The 19,198-nt window shown below is 66.2% G+C and carries 19 protein-coding genes; 10 read left to right on the top strand and 9 right to left on the bottom strand.

Annotated elements, in window-relative coordinates:
* The first annotated feature begins 16 nt into the window (after nucleotides 1-16).
* From JIM94_RS04870 to JIM94_RS04860, 3 genes are all read left to right on the top strand, one after another.
* Nucleotides 17-223, top strand: coding sequence for a DUF3046 domain-containing protein (locus JIM94_RS04870; protein WP_200255307.1), 207 nt, complete (start codon nucleotides 17-19; stop codon nucleotides 221-223).
* A gap of 426 nt (nucleotides 224-649) precedes the next feature.
* Nucleotides 650-1,756 carry a recombinase RecA gene (gene recA / locus JIM94_RS04865; protein ID WP_200255305.1) on the top strand — a complete coding sequence of 369 codons (1,107 nt, stop codon included), beginning with the start codon at nucleotides 650-652 and terminating at the stop codon, nucleotides 1,754-1,756.
* A 70-nt stretch (nucleotides 1,757-1,826) separates the two neighbouring features.
* A complete protein-coding gene (locus JIM94_RS04860) occupies nucleotides 1,827-2,447 on the top strand; it encodes a regulatory protein RecX (protein WP_200255303.1) in 621 nt (206 codons plus the stop codon).
* 131 nt (nucleotides 2,448-2,578) lie between these two features.
* On the opposite strand, the gene JIM94_RS04855 is transcribed toward JIM94_RS04860, so the two are convergent.
* The 4 genes from JIM94_RS04855 to JIM94_RS04840 all read right to left on the bottom strand — a co-directional run bounded on the left by JIM94_RS04855 (nucleotide 2,579) and on the right by JIM94_RS04840 (nucleotide 5,995).
* Complete coding sequence (locus JIM94_RS04855) at nucleotides 2,579-3,523, bottom strand: amino acid ABC transporter permease (RefSeq protein WP_200255301.1); 945 nt, start codon at nucleotides 3,521-3,523, stop codon at nucleotides 2,579-2,581.
* Nucleotides 3,524-4,207 (bottom strand): amino acid ABC transporter permease, encoded by a 684-nt coding sequence (locus tag JIM94_RS04850; protein WP_200255299.1) that lies wholly within the window; start codon nucleotides 4,205-4,207, stop codon nucleotides 3,524-3,526. It lies immediately after the preceding gene.
* A 77-nt stretch (nucleotides 4,208-4,284) separates the two neighbouring features.
* Nucleotides 4,285-5,172, bottom strand: coding sequence for a glutamate ABC transporter substrate-binding protein (locus JIM94_RS04845; RefSeq protein WP_200255297.1), 888 nt, complete (start codon nucleotides 5,170-5,172; stop codon nucleotides 4,285-4,287).
* A 94-nt stretch (nucleotides 5,173-5,266) separates the two neighbouring features.
* Complete coding sequence (locus JIM94_RS04840) at nucleotides 5,267-5,995, bottom strand: amino acid ABC transporter ATP-binding protein (protein ID WP_200255591.1); 729 nt, start codon at nucleotides 5,993-5,995, stop codon at nucleotides 5,267-5,269.
* A 241-nt stretch (nucleotides 5,996-6,236) separates the two neighbouring features.
* On the opposite strand from JIM94_RS04840, the gene miaB reads away from it, so the two are divergent.
* Nucleotides 6,237-7,787, top strand: coding sequence for a tRNA (N6-isopentenyl adenosine(37)-C2)-methylthiotransferase MiaB (gene miaB / locus JIM94_RS04835; RefSeq protein WP_200255294.1), 1,551 nt, complete (start codon nucleotides 6,237-6,239; stop codon nucleotides 7,785-7,787).
* Nucleotides 7,788-7,871: 84 nt separating this feature from the next.
* On the top strand, nucleotides 7,872-8,651 hold the full coding sequence (locus JIM94_RS04830) for an Rv2732c family membrane protein (protein ID WP_200255292.1): 780 nt from the start codon (nucleotides 7,872-7,874) through the stop codon (nucleotides 8,649-8,651).
* On the opposite strand, the gene JIM94_RS04825 is transcribed toward JIM94_RS04830, so the two are convergent.
* Nucleotides 8,648-9,808 carry a GNAT family protein gene (locus JIM94_RS04825; protein ID WP_200255290.1) on the bottom strand — a complete coding sequence of 387 codons (1,161 nt, stop codon included), beginning with the start codon at nucleotides 9,806-9,808 and terminating at the stop codon, nucleotides 8,648-8,650. The two genes, JIM94_RS04830 and JIM94_RS04825, sit on opposite strands and share 4 nt — an antisense overlap.
* A 48-nt stretch (nucleotides 9,809-9,856) precedes the next feature.
* Nucleotides 9,857-11,179: a DUF349 domain-containing protein gene (locus tag JIM94_RS04820; protein ID WP_200255288.1), complete on the bottom strand. Its 1,323-nt coding sequence runs from the start codon at nucleotides 11,177-11,179 to the stop codon at nucleotides 9,857-9,859.
* 180 nt (nucleotides 11,180-11,359) lie between these two features.
* On the opposite strand from JIM94_RS04820, the gene JIM94_RS04815 reads away from it, so the two are divergent.
* The 3 genes from JIM94_RS04815 to dapF are packed head-to-tail and all read left to right on the top strand — an operon-like array spanning nucleotide 11,360 to nucleotide 13,803.
* The gene (locus JIM94_RS04815) at nucleotides 11,360-11,995 is read left to right on the top strand and encodes a hypothetical protein (protein WP_248085637.1); all 636 of its coding nucleotides are present in this window, start codon (nucleotides 11,360-11,362) and stop codon (nucleotides 11,993-11,995) included.
* On the top strand, nucleotides 11,992-12,909 hold the full coding sequence (miaA, locus tag JIM94_RS04810) for a tRNA (adenosine(37)-N6)-dimethylallyltransferase MiaA (RefSeq protein WP_200255286.1): 918 nt from the start codon (nucleotides 11,992-11,994) through the stop codon (nucleotides 12,907-12,909). The genes JIM94_RS04815 and miaA overlap by 4 nt, the downstream gene beginning before the upstream one ends.
* Before the next feature lie 3 nt (nucleotides 12,910-12,912).
* On the top strand, nucleotides 12,913-13,803 hold the full coding sequence (dapF, locus tag JIM94_RS04805; protein ID WP_200255284.1) for a diaminopimelate epimerase: 891 nt from the start codon (nucleotides 12,913-12,915) through the stop codon (nucleotides 13,801-13,803).
* A gap of 68 nt (nucleotides 13,804-13,871) precedes the next feature.
* On the opposite strand, the gene JIM94_RS04800 is transcribed toward dapF, so the two are convergent.
* From JIM94_RS04800 to JIM94_RS04790, 3 genes are all read right to left on the bottom strand, one after another.
* Nucleotides 13,872-14,279 carry a hypothetical protein gene (locus JIM94_RS04800; protein WP_200255282.1) on the bottom strand — a complete coding sequence of 136 codons (408 nt, stop codon included), beginning with the start codon at nucleotides 14,277-14,279 and terminating at the stop codon, nucleotides 13,872-13,874.
* A gap of 29 nt (nucleotides 14,280-14,308) precedes the next feature.
* Nucleotides 14,309-14,848 (bottom strand): hypothetical protein, encoded by a 540-nt coding sequence (locus tag JIM94_RS04795; protein ID WP_248085640.1) that lies wholly within the window; start codon nucleotides 14,846-14,848, stop codon nucleotides 14,309-14,311.
* A gap of 81 nt (nucleotides 14,849-14,929) precedes the next feature.
* Nucleotides 14,930-15,676 carry a hypothetical protein gene (locus tag JIM94_RS04790; RefSeq protein WP_200255280.1) on the bottom strand — a complete coding sequence of 249 codons (747 nt, stop codon included), beginning with the start codon at nucleotides 15,674-15,676 and terminating at the stop codon, nucleotides 14,930-14,932.
* 145 nt (nucleotides 15,677-15,821) lie between these two features.
* On the opposite strand from JIM94_RS04790, the gene hflX reads away from it, so the two are divergent.
* Both hflX and JIM94_RS04780 read left to right on the top strand, forming a co-directional pair.
* Nucleotides 15,822-17,405 (top strand): GTPase HflX, encoded by a 1,584-nt coding sequence (gene hflX, locus JIM94_RS04785; protein WP_200255278.1) that lies wholly within the window; start codon nucleotides 15,822-15,824, stop codon nucleotides 17,403-17,405.
* 167 nt (nucleotides 17,406-17,572) lie between these two features.
* Complete coding sequence (locus tag JIM94_RS04780; protein ID WP_200255276.1) at nucleotides 17,573-19,138, top strand: amidase family protein; 1,566 nt, start codon at nucleotides 17,573-17,575, stop codon at nucleotides 19,136-19,138.
* Nucleotides 19,139-19,198: the final 60 nt, after the last annotated feature.

Raw genomic sequence — 19,198 nt, 5'->3', positions numbered from 1 at the left:
CTGTAGGATTGTCCCCATGCGCCTCCATCAGTTTGATCGACTCATCGACTCGGAATTCGGCCACTCCCACGGCCGGTGGATCATGGGGTCGCATGTTCTGTCGAGAAGGGGACGGACCGCCGTTGAGCTGATCGAGGACGGTGTCGATCCCCGGGACGTCTGGTGGGAACTGTGCCATGATTTCGAGGTTCCCGAGGAGCGGCGCCTCGGTCCCGATGAGTGATTTTCCCGGGTCGGGGACGGTGCTTTCCGCGCCCGGTTCCTCACGGTCACCGCACATTGATATCGAACAGGTGTGCGTGTACGATCGGGCGGTGTCACACCGGCCGGTTAAGGTCAGACGCGCAGCCCCGGTTGATCCGGCGGTGGTCGGCACCCGTCGGGGACATGAGTGGTTGAAACGGACGGTCATCGCCGCCCGTCGGCCTCTTCCGGGGGTGGATCGGATTCTCCCGGGATCCGTTCGCCCGGCTCGACGGTCCCATCCTCTGTGAGGGATTTTCTCCGTACCGCCGGATCCCGCGGACCCCTCCGGCGGGCGTTCCGTTCCGTCACTTCCGCATCGGCGATTTCCCCGGACCGTCCGTTCACCTGAACTCACCTGAATTTTTCCCAGCTACACCGAAACAGAGCACGAGGTTCCCACCGCATGGCAACGAAGAAGAAGACCAACGCAGCGTCCACCGGCGATGAACGCCGCAAGGCCCTTGATGTGGCGATGTCTCGGATCGAGAAGGACTTCGGCAAGGGCGCCGTGATGCGTCTGGGGGATGACAACCGCCCGCCGGTGAAGGCCATTTCCTCGGGTAACACCGCCATCGACATCGCTCTCGGCGTCGGGGGCTTCCCGCGTGGGCGGATCATCGAGATCTACGGGCCGGAGTCCTCCGGTAAGACCACGGTGGCGCTGCACGCGGTGGCGCAGGCGCAGCGGGACGGGGGGATCGCGGCGTTCATCGACGCGGAACACGCCCTCGACCCCGATTACGCCCGGAAACTCGGCGTCGACACAGATAATCTCCTGGTCAGTCAGCCGGACACCGGTGAGCAGGCGTTGGAGATCACCGACATGCTCGTCCGTTCGGGGGCCATCGACATCATCGTCATCGACTCGGTCGCCGCGTTGACCCCCAAGGCCGAGATCGAGGGCGAGATGGGGGATTCCCATGTCGGTCTCCAGGCACGGCTGATGAGTCAGGCGCTCCGGAAGATGACCGGTGCCCTGCACAATTCCGGGACCACCGCGATCTTCATCAATCAGCTGCGTGAGAAGATCGGCGTCATGTTCGGTTCCCCGGAGACCACCACGGGTGGTAAGGCGCTGAAGTTCTACGCCTCGGTCCGGTGTGATGTCAGGCGTATCCAGACCCTCAAGGACGGGCAGGACGCGATCGGTAACCGCACCCGGATGAAGGTCGCGAAGAATAAGGTCGCCCCTCCGTTCAAACTCGCCGAGTTCGACATCATCTACGGTGAGGGGATCTCGCGGGAGTCGTCGATCATCGATCTCGGTGTGGAGAACGGGATCGTCAAGAAGTCCGGTTCGTGGTTCACCTACAACGGGGATCAGCTGGGGCAGGGGAAGGAGAAGGTGCGGCTCTACCTCAAGGACAACCCGGATATCTCGGATGAGATCGAGCACAAGATCTTCGCCAAACTGGGCGTCGCCGGCCATACCGACGACGATGCCCTGAGCGATGATCCGGTGGATGTCGTCCCGAATGTCGATTTCGACGACATCGACGAGGAGAACTGAGCCCGTCACAGGAGGGGGATCCGGCGGTATCTCCACCGCGTGACAGCGGAAGGAAGGTCACAGCAGCGCAATGGATGGGAACAACGGCTGCAGCCCTGCCGGGCGACAGCGGGAACTGACCGTCGATCAGCTCCGGGCGGCCGTCAGCACGCTTGAGTCCCGAAACGGATCCGGATTCATCGACATCGAAGCCGAGAAAGACCTCGCGCAAGTCCGGCACCGGGCGTTACTCCTGCTCGAACACCGTTCACGGTCGCGGCGGGAACTCGACCGAAGGCTCGGTGACCTCGGTTTTCCGCCAGGTGTCGTCACGGACGTACTCGATGATCTGGAACGGGTCGGACTCATCGATGACGAATCCTTCGCAGTCGAATGGGTCCGGCAACGCCACCGTCACCGGGGTAAATCCCGGGAGATCCTGGACAGGGAACTGAAGGAGAAGGGCGTCGCCCCGGACATCCGGGGCCGTGCCCTCGGGCAGATAGCTGAATCCGATGAGCGGGACATGGCGTTGACTCTCGCCCGGAAGAAGGCCCGGACAACGGTCACCGAGGTCCCCGAGGCGCGCGCGGACAGGGACCGGGCGCTCCGGAGAATACTCGGGGTACTGGCGCGGAGAGGATTCCCCCAGGGAATGTCCATGGGCCTGGCCAGGCAGGCACTGGACGAAAGGATCACGGAACTCCGCTGAATCCCCGTCCACGGACAGCAAACGGGCCGGTGCCCGGCCCTCAGGGTCTTCCGGACACCGCCCCGTTCTCTCATCGCCCGTCCGGGTAACCCTGGGTCAGGTTGCCGGACTGAGGTTCACCGGACCCCGGATCACTCACCCTGCGGGCGGAGATCCCTGTGGTTCGGCTCGTGCCAGTCCACGACGGCACGGTCTTTCGTCTCGACTCCCTGATCGGCGTGCTCGGGAACCTTCGCGACGATCAGTTTGCGGGCACGCCCTGCCCGGAGCTGACGTTCGATCCGTTCGGCGACCAGTGTCAGTGCGTAGTTGATGAGGATCATGATGACGGCGACCACGATCAGGGCCGGGAAGTAGTTGCGGTACGCGGAAGCCGACTGGAGACCGGAACGCACGATCTCGATGTACCCGATCTGGTAGCCGAGTGCGGCATCCTTGAGGGCGATGACCATCTGGGAGATCAACGCCGGCAGCATCGCCGCGACCGACTGCGGCAGGAGAATCGACCAGGTCGTTTTCCTGTGGGACATTCCCAGGGCCCGGGCGGCCTCCATCTGCCCTCTGGGCAGGGACCTGATACCGGACCGCAGGATCTCCGCGATGACTGACCCGTTGTACATCGTCAGACCGAAGACCACGGCGGAGAAAGCCAGCTGGGAGGACGGCACGACGTTGTAGACCGCGAACATCTGGTAGGCGAAGATCATGAGGATCAGCACCGGGATGGCGCGGAAGAACTCGACGATGATGCCGCAGAAGATCGCCACCGGGCGGGTCGGGGAGAGTCGGCCGAGACCGAGCATGGTGCCGAGGACGAGCGCCAGGATGATCGAGCAGAACGCCGACTTCAGGGTTCCCCACAATCCGGGGATGAGATAGGTCGTCCATGTCGTCGACCGGAGGAACGGTGTCCACTTCTCGGACTCGAGTTGCCCGTTCGTGTTGAGCACCTGGAGTACCCAGACACCGATGGCCACCGCGGCGAGGAGCGTGATCACCGTCAGGACACGGTTCGCCCGGCGCCCCTTCGGGCCGGGTGCGTCGTAGAGAACTGTCGCACGTACGCTGCTGCTCATCTAGTTCTTCACCGCCAATCTCGTCGAGTAGTGGCTGACCAGGAGACCCATGGGCAGTGTGAGGATGAGGAATCCCAGGGCGAAGATTCCGAACACCACGAACCCCTGGGCGGCGTGGTTCTCGATGGTCGCCTTCATCAGCAGTGAGGCTTCCGCGACTCCGATGACGGAGGCGACGGTGGTGTTCTTCGTCAGCGCGATCAGCGTGTTGCCCAGAGGGACGATGGCCGCCCGCAGCGCCTGCGGAAAGATGACCGAGGCGAAGATCTGGGGGAAGGTGAGGCCCAGCGAACGGGCGGCCTCGGACTGGCCGAAGTGCACCGTGTTGATTCCCGATCTGAGAGACTCCGCCACGAACGCCGAGGTGTAGAGCACGAAGCCCAGGACCGCCAGACGGAAGTTGTTCGACTCGATGAAGTGGGAGTTGTCGGGTGCCAGGGTCAACCCCAGATTCCCGTACAACCCGATCGAACAGAACAGGACGATCAACGTCAACGGGGTGTTTCGCACCGTGTTGATGTAGAGGACCGACAGGCGGCGCATGATCGACACCGGAGACACCCGCATCGCGGTGAGCACGGTGCCGAGGAGAAAACTACCGATGGCCGACAGGACCGTCAGTTTGACCGTGACCCAGAACGCGGGCCAGAGGGCCGGCGCGAGGTCATTCCACATGGCGTTCATGAGAGGAGGGGACTCCTTATCGCAGTCGGGAAAGGGGGAACCGGGTGGTGGTACCGGTTCCCCGTACCCGGTTCGTCCTACTTGGCGGTCAGGAAGGAGAGGTCGCCGGGGGTTCCCTCTTCAACCACGGAGGCGTCGTCGCCGAGGTTCTTCTTCAGGAGCTCGGCGAACTCGCCGGAGGAGTACATCTCGGTGAGCGCCTCATTCACGGCGTCGGTCGCTGCCTCGTCGTCCTTCATGACACCGATCCCGTAGTACTCGTCGGTGAAGGCGGCGCCGTCGGGCTTCACCATCTCGATGACCCGGAACTGACCGTCGTACTGTGCGGCGTAGCCGTAGAGGATCGTCGCGTCGGTACTGACCGCGTCGACCTTGCCCTGACTGAGGGCCTCGACGCAGGAGGCGTAGGTGTCGTATTCCTGGAGCTGGACACCCGGCAGGGCGTCCTTGACCTTCTGCGCCGGGGTGGAACCGGAGACGGAGCAGAGCTTGCCGCCCTTGTCGAGATCCTCGAGGGACGAGATCTTGTCGTCGTCCTTGCGGACGAGGAGCGCCTGATGGGTGATCAGGTACGGTCCGGCGAAGTTCACCGCTTCCGCGCGGGATGCGTTGATCGAGTAGGTTGCCGCGATCATGTCGACCTCCCCGTTCTTGATCATGGTCTCACGCTGTGCGGAAGGAGTCTCCTTCCAGGTGATCTCCGGGGTGTCCCAGCTGTTCTCCTCGGCGATGTGGTTCACGATGTAGGTGGCGACGTCGACGTCGAGACCGGTGAAACTGCCGTCCGGGGTGCGCAGACCGAGACCCGGCTGATCGAACTTGGTTCCGATGTTGATCTTGCCGGACTCGATGGCGCCGAGCAGGCCCGCGCCGTCAGCGTCGCCGCTGTCGCCGCACGCCGCGAGGGAGAGGGCCATGGCGCCGGCGGCGGTGATGGCGAGGGTGTTCCTGATGAACTTGTTCATGATTGTCCTTAGATAGTTGTTCGTGGGGCGGTATCGGTGATCCGCCCGGATGGCGTCGTGACGCCGTGGGAAGAGTGCGGGCCCGCGGGAAGGTTCAGTGCCCGAGGATTTTTCCGAGGAAGTCCCGGGCCCGGTCGGATTCGGGGCTGTCGAAGAAGGTCGACGGATCGGTGTCCTCGACAATCGCTCCGGCATCCATGAACAGAACGCGGTTGGCGGCCTTGCGTGCGAACCCCATCTCATGGGTCACGACGACCATGGTCATGCCGCCACGGGCGAGGTCGGTCATGACGTCGAGGACCTCGTTGACCATCTCCGGGTCAAGTGCCGAAGTGGGTTCATCGAACAGCATGACCTTCGGATTCATGGCGAGGGCCCGGGCGATGGCGACACGCTGCTGCTGGCCGCCAGACAACTGCGCCGGGTACTTGTCCGCCTGCTCGGCGATCCCGACCCTCTCGAGCAGTCGCATCGCCTCGGCGTCCGCCTCCTCCCGCTTCATGCCCCGGACCTTCATCGGGGCAAGTGTCACGTTGCGTTTGATGGTGAGGTGGGGAAACAGGTTGAAGGACTGGAAACACATTCCGACATCCGCACGCAGGCGGGCGAGATCCCTGCCCTCCTCGGGAAGCAGTTCACCGTCAATGTAGATTTCGCCCGAATCGATGGTCTCGAGACGGTTGATGGTGCGGCACAGCGTCGATTTACCGGAACCGGACGGGCCGAGGACGACGACGACCTGACCCTTCGGAACATCGAGGTTGACGTCCTTCAGTGCATGGAAGTCGTCGAAGTACTTTTCCACGTTCCGCATGCGGATCATGGTGTCGGGAGTGTTGTTCGCCATGAATGAATCATAATGTAACCCATGACACAATATTGTGTTGGGGGTGGAACGAGGGGCGTCACCCGTGTTTTTCGGCCGGTAATCGGCCTCCGGGGGTGGTGGAGGTGGTGGACGTCCGGCCCCGGGCGGGTTGTTCACCGGCACGATTCGTCACCGACGTGAACCGGGGTGGCTCCGGATCGTTCAACGGGGGTATCAGGGGTTATGATTGGCGATTGTGTTGCAGCAGAATCTGACATCCCAGAACAGCCGTACCTACGAGGTCCGTACCTTCGGCTGCCAGATGAACGTCCACGACTCGGAACGCCTCGCGGGTCTTCTCGAGGAGGCCGGATACGAACCGGCCGCCACGGACACCGAGCCGGACCTCGTCGTGTTCAACACGTGTGCGGTTAGGGAAAACGCCGATCAGCGTCTCTATGGCAGTCTCGGCGCGCTCCGGGCGGTGAAGCGTACCCGACCCGGAATGCAGATCGCGGTCGGCGGTTGTCTCGCACAGAAGGACAAGGAGGTCGTCGTCAGGAAGGCCCCCTGGGTGGACGTCGTCTTCGGCACCCACAACATCGGCTCGCTCCCCGCCCTGCTCGACCGGGCGGCCCACAACAAGGAGGCGGCGGTCGAGATCGTCGACTCCCTGGAGCAGTTTCCGTCCGTGCTCCCGGCGAAACGCGAATCCGCTTACGCCGGGTGGGTCAGCGTGTCCGTCGGATGCAACAACACCTGCACCTTCTGCATCGTCCCCTCGCTCCGTGGCAGAGAGGCCGACCGGCGCCCCGGTGACATCCTCGCCGAGGTACAGGCACTCGTCGACCAGGGTGTCGTCGAGGTGACGCTCCTCGGTCAGAACGTCAACGCCTACGGCGTGCATTTCGCCGATCCGGAGCTCGAACGCGACCGCTCGGCGTTCTCCAAACTGCTGCGGGCCTGTGGCGACATCGAGGGATTGGAGCGTGTGCGCTTCACCTCCCCGCATCCCGCGGAGTTCACCTCCGACGTGATCGACGCGATGGCCGAGACCCCCAACATCTGCCCGCAGCTGCACATGCCGCTCCAGTCCGGTTCCGACCGGGTGCTGAAGGCCATGCGACGCAGCTACCGGTCGAGGAAGTTCCTCGGCATCCTCGAGGAGGTCCGGTCCAAGATCCCGCACGCCGCCATCACGACGGACATCATCGTCGGATTCCCGGGCGAGACCGAGGAGGATTTCCAGGCGACCCTGGACGTGGTCGAGGCCAGCCGATTCAGTTCCGCGTTCACCTTCCAGTACAGTCCCCGCCCCGGAACCCCGGCGGCCGAATACGAGGATCAGATTCCCAAGGAGGTCGTCCAGGAGCGGTTCGAACGCCTGATGGCGCTCCAGGAGCGCATCTGCGCCGAGGAGAACGCCGCCCTCGTGGGCACCGAGGTGGAACTGCTCATCCAGGCCGACGGCGGACGGAAGAACGACAGGACCCACCGGATATCTGGGCGGGCACGGGACGGCCGCCTCGTCCACCTGAACCCCGTGGCTGCACCGCAGAACCCCACCGCCGTCGACCGGGAGATCCGGCCCGGCGACATCGTCACCGCGACGGTGACCTCCTCGGCCCCGCACTACCTGATCGCCGACGACGGGGTGCTCACGCACCGTCGGACGACCGCCGGGGACATGTCCGAGGCGGGGAAGACCCCCACGACAGGGCCGACCGGTGTCGGCCTGGGGTTGCCCGCGTTCGGACGTCCCGCCGAGCGGACCACGGTGGTGTCCGACCCGGGTTGCGGGTGTTGAGGACCGCGGTCCGCGCACCGGTGGCATAGTTGAGAGTGTCCACCGCATGAAACCGATCACCGAATGAAGGAGCACCCCGACGCCGTGAGTGACGACAACCCCTCCCGGGAGCACCACGTTGCCGGAGAACCGGACGAATCCGCAGCCGAGAGACGCCGACGTCTGAGAGCCGAGAAACTCGCTCCGTACATGGACGATCTACCGGGTGCGGAACGACGGGCGGCACAGACCCTCCACCTCGGCCCGCAGCAGGTGTTCCTCGGGGTGGGCATGGTCGGATTCCTCATGTCGCTCTTCCTGCCGCACTCCGGACAGGTGCTCGGCCTGGACGTCCTGTTCTTCTCCGACACCGCCAGGGCTTTCGTCACCACCTGGCCGGAACGGATCTATGTCTGGACCGGTGTGATCGGAGTTCTGCTGCTGACCGGGGCAACGGTGTTCACCCGTTCCGCACTGATCGCCTGCCTGGCATGGCTGTTCTCCGGGGCGTGCATGTTCTACTCGTTGTTCGCGATCTGGATGCGCCAGTCACGTCCACCGACGGAACCCGGGGCCGGTCCCTCGTACGGCCTGGTGATCGGGGCCGTGAGCGTGACGGTGGTGGCGCTCGCCCTGACCCGTATCGTCCTCCGCCGCTCCAGTTTCCAGAGTGCCCTCGCCGAAGCACGCAGGCAGGCCCCCCGGGACGACGAGGTGCAGAAGGTCCAGGAGGAACTGCTGGCCGCACGCGTCGAGCGGGACAGTCACGACGTCTACGTCGATGAGCGTCGTTCCCGCGCGGCGAAACGCCGTCGCGCCAACCGGGACCGGGCACACCGCGAAGGCCGGGATCGGCCGGAAGGACCCGTGGAGGGTACCGTCTAGCAGCGGGTGGTTCCCCCGGTGCCCACGCCCTCTTTCTGCCAGTGGACGTCGCGCGCCAGCAACTCCGCCCCCCATTCCCCGTTGAGGACACTGACCGGTGTCGCCCCCGTCGCCGTCACCGAGGTGTGGATCCGGTTCACACCGGTGTCACGGGCGGCGACCGCCAACGCGGTCTTCACGGCACGGGAGAGTCCCGTGCCGCGGTGCCGGCGGTCCACCACCGTGAGCATCTGCCGGGCCACCCCCGGACGGTCGGACGGATCACGGGAGAAGCCGGACACCGCCACCGGTACCCCGGACCCGTCGAGCACCATGGCCCAGACGATCGACCGCCCGGTGCTCCGGGCGTCCCGGTCCGCGCGCTCCAACCTCTCCCGGTCCCAGCTCTGCGGCTGCGAGAACAGATCCCCCACCGGAAGATCGGCGGAGAAGACCTCGAGCAATCTGCACAGGCCGTCGATGATCCGGTCGGTGGCGTTCGCGGGGCACATGCCCGGGAATATCGCGGTCGAGAATCCGGCCGGTATCCGACAGGGGGACGGATCAGCGGGGACGGGGACCGACGCCTGCTCCTCCACCAGCACGGGGGTGAAACCACGGGCGCGGAGAACCGGGTCGGAAGGATCGGCTGACGCGGTGTCCGGGGCACCGAGCTGACGAATCTGGATCACCGTTCTGCCGAGGGAACGGCACACGTTCTCGATTTCCGTGACGACCGCATCGACGGCGGCCCGACCCAGGTCGCCCAAAGGCTCTCCGGGCAGCGGGAGAAAAGGTACGTCCAGGGTGATCTCGGCACCGCACACCGTGACATTCTCACGGAGCGGAAGCGAGAGCACCGCCCAGGCGTACACGTCAGGTGCAGGGGCGTCCCCGGTGGACGGGATGAGCGGGTATCCGAGATCGGAGGTCTCGGCGCTGGAGAGTGCCACCGCGGTGGTGGGATCCCCGTCGTCCACCACCGCGAGCGCTATCACCCGGGTATCGGGGCCACCGGACAGGGTGTTGAGCAACGAGTCGACCGACACCGACGCATCCGTGGTACCGGTGACCTGCTGGCCATGGACACCGAGCATCATCGTCCAGTGGCGGACGGCCTCAGACGCGGTATCCGGTGGGGTGGCGAGAGGGGGAGCGGTGAACTGGGCGGGGCGCATGGAAGGACAGTTTATCGTCCCGTCCACACGCCCCGGCGACGTACGTGTCTAACGTTCCCCGACAGCCGCTCTCGCTGCATCGGCCCATTCGGACCACTGTGCAGCCTGGGCGCGGAGCTGCTCCGCCTTCCCCGCGTCCCCGCGGGCCTCGGCGGCCTCGGCCTGGGCGGTGAAGTCCCGCACCTTCTCCTCGAACTGTGCCGCGCGGGCCTGCGCCGCAGGATCGGTCCGGCGCCACTGATCGTCGGCGGCATCGGACACCCGTCGTTCGACAGCCCCGATCCGGTCCTCGAACTCACGGATGCGTGCACGGGGGACGAAGCCGATCTCCTCCCACCTCTCCTGGAGTTCACGGAGTTTCGCCCGTGCCCCGTCGAGGTCGTCCTCCGGCCGGATCTGCGGCTCGTACTCCGCGAGAAGCGCCTCCTTTCGGTTCGCATTCTCCTCGAACTCACGCTCGCGTTCCTCGTTGAGGGCGTTACGCGCCTCGAAGAAGTGGTCCTGCGCGGCCTTGAACGCGGCCCAGAGCTTGTCATCGACCTCGCGCGGTGCGCGCCCCGCGGCCTTCCACTCCGTCATCAGGTCCCGGAACGCGCGGGCGGTCTCGTTCCAGTCGGTTGAGTTCTTGAGTGCCTCCGCACGCTCGACGAGAGCTTCCTTCGCACGCCGGGCCGCGGCACGACCCCGGTCGAGTTCCGCGAAGTGGGACCCGCGTCGTCGGTTGAAGGCGTCCCGTGCACGGGAATACCGCTTCCAGAGGGCGTCGTCCGTCTTCCGGTCGATTCCCCGGATGGACTTCCACTCGGTGAGGATCTCCCGGAGTCGGTCGCCCGCGGCCTTCCACTCCGTCGAGCTCTCACCGATCTCCTCCGCCTCGGTGGCGAGCTCCTCCTTGCGGGAGATCGCCTTCGCCCGGCGTTCCTCCTTCTCTGCCCGAGCACGTTCACCGGCCGCCTCGGACTCGTCGATGATCCGGGCGAGGCGTTCGTCCAGCCCCTCGAGATCACCGACGACAGCGGCCGTCGGCAGGCCCTCCCTGAGTTGCACGGCGGTCTCGCGGATGCCCTGGGCCTCATCGGGATGGGCCCTCAGACGTGTCTCGAGGAGTTCAACCTCCGTGGCGAGATCATCGAAGCGCACACCGTAGTGGGCCAGTCCCTCCTCCGGGGTCCCCGCCTGCCAGCTTCCGACGAGCCGCTCACCGTCACGGGTGGTCACGTAGACGTTGCCGTCCTCGTCGACCCGCCCCCACTTCGTCGGATCGCTGCGGGAGATCAACGGTGCGGCCGGGGCCTTCGGACGGACGGCGGGCATGGCGCCGGGCCGGGGTCCCGGTCGGGGGCCGGGCTTGGGGGTGGGGTTCGTGCTCATGGTCAACGTCCTTAGGGAATCATCGCCGCGCGACACGGCAGCCGTAAAAGGTGGGGAGTACCTGAAGGGAACTCTCCTGTCGAGGATACAGCCCACGGCACACCGGCGTGAAGATTCCGGGGGAGCCTGCCGTTGACACGGGGCAGGGGCACGGTGGAGCTGTGGTTTAGTCTGGACTCCGTGACAGCAGAAACTCCCCCCGACGCCGACACCCGGGACGCCGTCCTGGTGATCGTCCCGGCGAGCCCCGCCCTCGTCCTGTCCGGTGACGCAGATCCCGCAGGCGAGGGGTTGAGGGCCGCGGCCCGCGGTGCCCTCGACCGACACCGTGACAGGCCCGTGCACCTGGTCGGCTCGAGAGACCCCCGGTGGAGCACCCGACTGCACGGATCCTTCGCGGCCTGGGGAGACTCCTCGGTTGACGTCGGTGCGGGTACGCACCTGCCGGAACTGGTGCAACGTTTTCTGCTCAGGCCGCAGCACCGTGACCGGATATCCGATGTGCGCGGCACCATCGGGGATCCCGCCCCGGCGACGCTGACCGTCGTTGCGCTCGACGGCCCCGCCGGTCTGACCCCGCGGGCGCCGCTGGCCCTCATCGACGGCGGTGACCGGATCGACACCTGGTGCAGATCCCTGCTGTCGGGGCAGTGCCCGACCCCGGAGACGGCGGGACAGCTGCGGTCCGGGGGCATCATCGAACCGGATCTCTGGATCGAACTCGCCGCGCTCCACCCGCGCGACGCACGGATCCATGCGGCGGACACGACGGCGGGTGTCGGACGCTACGTGGCGGAATGGGGGATGGGCGCATGACCGGACACGGACAGCGGACACCGATCGCCGTCGTCGGCCCGACCGCCTCGGGAAAATCCGCGCTCGGACTCGCTCTCGCACACGCCCTGGACGGTGAGATCGTCAACGTCGACTCGATGCAGTTGTACCGGGGCATGGACATCGGGACGGCGAAAATGCCGTTGGTGGAACGCGAGGGGGTCCCGCACCACCAGATCGACGTCCTCGATGTCACGGAGGACGCGAGCGTGGCACGTTACCAGCGTGAGGCGGTCACCGACGTCGAGGACATCCTCGGTCGCGGAAAGACACCGATCCTCGTCGGCGGGTCCATGCTCTACGTTCAGGCGCTCGTCGACGACTGGAACTTTCCCCCCACCGATCCCGTGGTCCGCGGGAGGTACAGGGAGCGACTCGACGAGATCGGGGTGGTCGCCCTGCATGCGGAGCTGGCTGCCGTCGACCCGGCGGCTGCGGCGGTGATCGAGACCAACGATCCGCGACGCACCGTGCGGGCACTGGAGGTCATCGAACTGACCGGACGTCCGTTCGCGGCCTCGCAGCCCCCGATCGACGCCCCTCCCCGTTGGGGGACCCGTATTCTCGGTCTGGCCACGGACCCGGACTGGCTCAACCCCAGGATCGAGCTCAGGACGCGACAGATGTTCGACGGGGGACTCGTCGATGAGGTGGCCCGGTTGCGTGAATCCGGTCTCGTCGCGGATTCGACGGCAGGTCGTGCGATCGGCTACGCCCAGGTCCTCGCGCACTGGAGAGGTGAGCTCACGGCGGAGGAGATGGTCGAGAGAACGGTCACCGGAACCAGGCGTTACGTCCGGCGGCAGCGGAGCTGGTTCCGCCGTGACCCGCGAACGGTCTGGCTTGATGCGGCGGGGGACACGGTGGGACAGGCACTCGAATCGCTAGACTCGTGAGCCATGACCAATCAGCGACGACCGCTCTCCTTCGCCAAAGGACACGGGACCGGAAACGACTTCATCATCCTCCCCGACCACGAAGTCGGGGTGGATCTTTCACCGGGCCTCGTCCGGGTGCTCTGCGACCGGCGCCGTGGACTCGGGGGTGATGGTGTCCTCCGGGTCGCCCGGACCGCGGACCTCGTGTCGGCGGGGGTCCTGGACCGGGTACCCGACGGGGTGTCGGAGGAGGACTGGTTCATGGACTACCGCAACGCGGACGGAACGACGGCGGAGATGTGCGGTAACGGTGTGAGGGTCTTCGCCCACTGGCTCGTTTCCAGCGGCACCGTCACCGGTGACACCGTGCGGGTCGGGACGAGAGCGGGGCTGCGCGGCGTCCGGATCGACCGTTGCACGGGATCCGCCGCGGAGATCACCGTCGAGATGGGCGTGCCGGAGGTCACCGGGGTGAGCACCTGCACGGTCTCGGGCCAACGGTTCGGTGGCCTCGGTGTCGACACGGGAAACCCCCACCTCGCGTGTGTGCTCCCCGGACTGGAGCCTGCGGCGCTGGCGGAGCTTCCGGTGGACCGGCCCTTCACCCTCGACCCCGAGTTCTTCCCCGCCGGGGCCAACGTCGAGATCCTCACCGAGCTCACCGACGGTCGCGTCCACATGCGTGTGCACGAACGTGGAGCGGGGGAGACACTGTCCTGCGGAACCGGCACCGTAGCCGCTGCGGTCGCGGCCCTCGCCGACGCGGGTGAGATCACCGGGGAGGTGACCGTCACCGTCCCCGGCGGGGAGATCACCGTCGTCGTCCGTGAGGACGGTTCCACCCTCACCGGTCCGTCGCTGATCGTCGCGGAGGGGACCGTCGACCTGAACGCACTTCCGCTGTCCGGGTAGCGGGGAGGTTCGGCCGGAAAGAACCGGCACGAACGACGTGCGGCGCGTTCCGTGGTCTCCGCCGGGTTCTAGTCTTGCCCGGGGACCGGTACGTACTGTCCGACCCCGGGAATGGGGTTGCCGCCACGGACGACGTACATCTCCAGCCAGACCGTGAAACCCAACATGAACAGTGGGATCAGGACCGCTGCGACAGACATCAACAGTCGACGGCCCTGCTGCCCCCGGGGAATCTGCAGAGCCCGGCGTACGGCGAGCAGCCCAAGGATCGCCGACAGACTGAACAGGATCCACTGGAGCAGCGGATGGTCCTGGTACAGGGGGAAACCGACCCCGAGGAGCCCCGCGACACACAGCGCGAAAACAGCTGTGCCGTTGCCGTCCGGGATGTGCGCGAGGGCATCGGGGGTTGAACCACGGGCTGGTTCAGTTCCGGCGCCGCCGGTGGTGGGGCGGGGGTCAACGGGATGCGTCATGGTGGTCAATCCTAGAGGTAGAGACCGGATCAGACGTAGTCGGTCCCGAGTCTGAGGGCCGCACGGCGTGCCCGGGCCCAGGCGTCGCGGAGATCGAGTGCCCGCCGATCGGTCACCCCGAGCAGTGTCTCCAGCTCGGGGATGCTGAGATCGGTTGAGAGCCGGTCATCGAGTCGGGAGACGAACCGGCGGGCGGTCCCGCACTCGAAGTAGAAGGTCTCTATGTCCGGGTCACCGCAGTCCGGGTCGGCGAGCGCGGGTCGCTTCTGCGAACGGTCGGCCACGGAATCGGAGTCGGCCCCGTGACGGAACCTCTCGAATTCATCGAGGACATCGGTGATGTCCTCGGCGGAGAGACGGATGGAGGTGGCGAGGGACTCCGCCTCCGCCCCATCCGGACGGTGCCGGAGCACGAAGTAGGCCATCGACATGATCAGCACCCCGAGGATGACACCCTCGAGTTTCAGCCAGAAGGCCAGAAGCACGCACACAAGGCCGATGCCGGCGAGCGGCCACACCGGAACAGGGCTTCCGGTGCCACTCCGTTCGGGGAGTGCATCATCGTCCACGGGTCGCTCACATCCTCACTGTCCATGACAGGGCCGGGATCCGGTCCCGCCCGTACTCTTCCACCATCGACGCGGTGTCATCTAACCGCATCCACCGGATCCGCAACCGCAGCCGCCCCCGCCGGAACCGCATCCGGCGGGCATCTTCACGGACGCGGTCAGCATGACGGTTCCCGCGACAACAGATCCGGCCGCCGGGAGCTCCGGCGCATCGGGGAGACAGAGATCCATCGGGAACGGTGCCTCGATCTCGCAGTGGATGAAGCGTTGTCCGGACAGGGCCGTCGTGCGGTACCCGGCGGACCGGACCTCGGCGGTGAGGGTCGCACCCGCGTCCGGGGCTCTCGACCCGTCCCCGGCGAGAACCACGGCGGCACCGTGGCTCACCAGCATCCCGACCTCGCCGCCCTGCCGGGCGGTGAAGTCCTCGACGGACGGATACACGGTGGTGTCCACACCGAGCGCGGTGATGGCCAGCTGCTGCCACTGCTGGGCGTTCTCATCGACGAGCAGAGGGCCCTGTGCGAGGTTCGCGGTGACGGAGGCGATCTGTTCACCGTCACCGGTCACCACATCGCAGAACGCCAGTACATCGGTGAGCATGTTGACGTGTCCGAGGGCGTCGGTGGTGGACTCGAATCCGGCCCAGGTGGCGAAGGGTTCCACCGCGAGGATGTTGATGCAGGCCCCCGACGGATCGGAGAACTGGATCAGCTGCCCACCCCGGACCTCCCCGGTCACGGACAACTGTCCGGACGCGATGGCGGCCTCCACCGCGTCCTGCCAACGGTCGTAGCGGAGGCCGATACTTGCGAGATCTTGACTCATGACACCGATTCTATGTGGTGATCCTCCGGCGGGTCGCGTCGGGGACACGGGAAGGCCCCGGAGCCCGCAGCCCGTGCACCGGAGCGGTGCACCGGTTCCACCGGTCGGATCCCGGCACGGTCCGTTTGTGCCACAATGGGGGACAATGACTCAGAGAAACAATGATGACCTGCTCGCCGCCGCCTTCCGTGATCACGTCGCGGGCTATGATCCCGACAGTGACGGCGGCGCACCGGGTAGCGGATCCGCGGTTGAATCCGGTCTGGAATCCGTCGGTGACGGAGCCTCCAGCCCGGAAACCAGTGCCCGAGAACACAATCCGACGACCGGCGAGCTGGACCTCGAGGCGCGCAGCAGTCTCCGCCGGCTGACCCGTGGCGCGAACACGCACACGACCGAACAGTCCGACGGCTACGACGTCGAGTACCGGAAGCTGCGGCTCGAGCGGGTCGTGCTCGTCGGGGTCTGGACGGAGGGAACGACCGCCGAGATCGAGGCGACCATGGCGGAACTGAAGGCACTCGCGGAGACCGCGGGCTCCGAGGTCGTCGAGATGATCTACCAGAAGCGGGACCGTCCCGACGCCGGTACATACATCGGATCCGGCAAGGTTCGGGAGCTCAAGGAGATCGTGGCGGCCACCGGCGCAGACACCGTCGTGTGCGACGGAGAGCTGTCCTCCGGACAGCTGATCGCCCTCGAGAAGGCACTCGACGTCAAGGTCATCGACCGGACCATGCTGATCCTCGACATCTTCGCCCAGCACGCGAAATCCAAGGAGGGCAAGGCCCAGATCTCCCTGGCGCAGATGGAGTACCTCATCACCCGCGTGCGTGGGTGGGGGTCCGCCCTGTCCCGGCAGGCCGGTGGCCGGGCCGGGTCCAACGGCGGTGTCGGACTTCGTGGCCCCGGCGAGACGAAGATCGAGGCTGACCGTCGTCGTCTGCGGCAGGACATGGCGAGACTGCGCCGGGAACTCTCCGGCATGAAGACCTCGCGGGACGTCAAGCGTGCGAAAAGGCGGGGATCGACCATCCCCCAGATCGCCATCGCCGGTTACACCAACGCGGGAAAGTCTTCACTCATCAACGCCATGACCGGGGCCGGGGTGCTCGTGGAGGACGCTCTGTTCGCGACCCTCGACCCCACCACCAGACGGGCGGAGCTCGCCGACGGCCGTGCGGTCGTGTTCACCGACACCGTCGGATTCGTCCGGCATCTGCCGACCCAACTCGTCGAGGCGTTCCGTTCGACGCTCGAGGAGGTCGTGGAAGCTGATCTGGTTCTCCACGTCGTTGACGGGTCGGATCCGTTCCCGCTGAAGCAGATCGAAGCGGTCAACGGGGTCATCACCGACATCGTCCGGGAACTCGATGTCCCCGCACCACCGGAGCTCATCGTCGTCAACAAGATCGATGCCGCAGATCCCCTCGTTCTCGCGGAACTCCGCCACGCCATCGACGACGTCGTGTTCGTCTCCGCCCTGACGGGGGAGGGCATCCCCGAACTCGAGCAGCGTGTCGAGGCCTTCCTCAACTCACTCGACGCACACGTGCAGGTGGAGATCCCCTTCAGTCGCGGTGACATCGTCGCCAGGCTGCACGAGCAGGGGACCGTCCTGTCGGAGACCTACGGCGAAACGGGAACCCACGTCGATGTCCGGTTACCGCAGTCCGTGGCCGCCGAGCTCGCGGAGTTCGTCGTGCCGGAGAGTTCCACGGCCGGATGAAGGCACAGTGGGGCAGGGGATCTCTGACCCCCGGAGGACGGGGAAACGGAGGAGAAATGCACCCCGACGAACAGGGAGCCTCGGGGTGCAACGGGCACGACCGTGCCGCCCCGCGACGACAGTCCCGCAACCGGTAAACAACCCGTCCACCAGAAAAGAGCTGGATCATGCGCACGATCACCAGAGTCGCCACCGCGGTCCTCGCCATCGGTGTCCTCACCGTGGGGGGAATCATCACCTACAACAACCTGAGCGGCAGGGACGGCTCCCTGCAACGTCGTGTGGGGGGAGACTTCATCCTGGACGAGGAGAGGAACTCCTACGCAGGTCAGACGGAGGTCGACTACACGGCCTTCGAGAAGATCCTCTCGGACCTCAGCGCGGAGCGTCGTCAGCAGATCTCCGTGGCGTTCGACGGACAGGACCTCGCGGGCAGAGCCCGGGTACGACGTGAGCTGGGGATCACCAACACCGAGGCGCTCGCGTACTACGTGTCGAAGATGCGGGAGAACAACGGGTACTACCGTTCCGTCCTCCAGCTGGACCCCGCCGCGGTCGACATGGCCGCCGATCTCGACGCCAGGGGGGTGGGCCCGACCGAGGAACATCCGTTGCGGGGGAGCATCGTCCTGGTCAAGGGGAACATCGCGGTGGAGGATCTGCCCAACGACTCCGGTTCAAGGGCCCTGCATTCAGCTGCGGCACATCGGGATTCCGCACTGGTCGCCGGACTCAGGGAATCCGGTGCGATCGTCGCGGGGCGGACGAACCTCAGCGAACTGGCGAATTTCCTCACGATCGACAGTCCGAACGGATTCAGCGCCGTCGGTGGTCAGACCCTGGACGCTCGGGACCCGTTGAACCGGGACCCGTACGGGAGTTCCACGGGATCCGCGACGGCGATCGCACTCGACTACGCCGACCTGACCTTCGGCACGGAGACGCAGGGTTCCGTCATCTCACCCGCCGTCGTCGCGGGTGTGTACGCCGCCAAGGCCGGTTACGGTGAGTGCGACATCAGCGGTATCGTGCCGATCGACGACCGGGTGGATTCCCCGGGTGTCTTCGGACGCAGTGTCGCCGATCTCGCTGTCGGTTTCCGGTACGCCTGCGGCATGTCGCCGGAGGAACCGGGGGAGACCGAGCTGACCGTCATCGACATGGGACTGGACCCCGTCCTCGTCGAGGCTCTTTCCCGTGCGGGCATCTCCGTCGTCGAGCCCGGCCCCGAACTGCAGCGGAGCATCGAGGAACTCAGGAGCCTCCCCTTCATCGAGGCGCTGATCGCGGGGGTCGGACCGTCGATGGAGACCTACTTCGCGGACAACGAGTCCGGCAGGCTCGAGAACCTCCATGATCTCGTCGAGTACTACCGGCAGCATCCGGAGGCGGCGCCCTACGGGCTCAACCTCATCGAGGAGGGACTGACCCCGCCGATGAGTTTCGAGGAGTCCGACGAGGTCATGGACAGGGCCCGGCGTATCGTCGGGCGGATCAACGAGCAGATGGCCGCCCGGGGAGCCGTCGCACTGGTCGGCCGTGGGGACGGTCTCCCGGAGATCACGGCAGGCGGTTCCGCCCGGGCGACCGTCCCGTTGATCCCGGTGACCCAGAACCTCGCGGTCGACGTGTTCGGGAAGTACGCGGTCACCATCGACGCCACCGACACCGACACGGCGGCACTGCTCGAGATCGCCCGTCGTATCGAGTCCGCCCGACCGTTCGACGGTTGACCGACGCGGCGGAACCGGTTTTCTGAAAGATCACTGATTCCGGGAGCCGCCGGGGCTCAG

Source organism: Corynebacterium pygosceleis, assembly GCF_016595275.2.
Lineage (GTDB): Bacteria > Actinomycetota > Actinomycetes > Mycobacteriales > Mycobacteriaceae > Corynebacterium > Corynebacterium pygosceleis.
The sequence above is the reverse complement of the archived record's forward strand: the minus strand, read 5'-3'. Positions and strand labels throughout refer to the sequence as shown.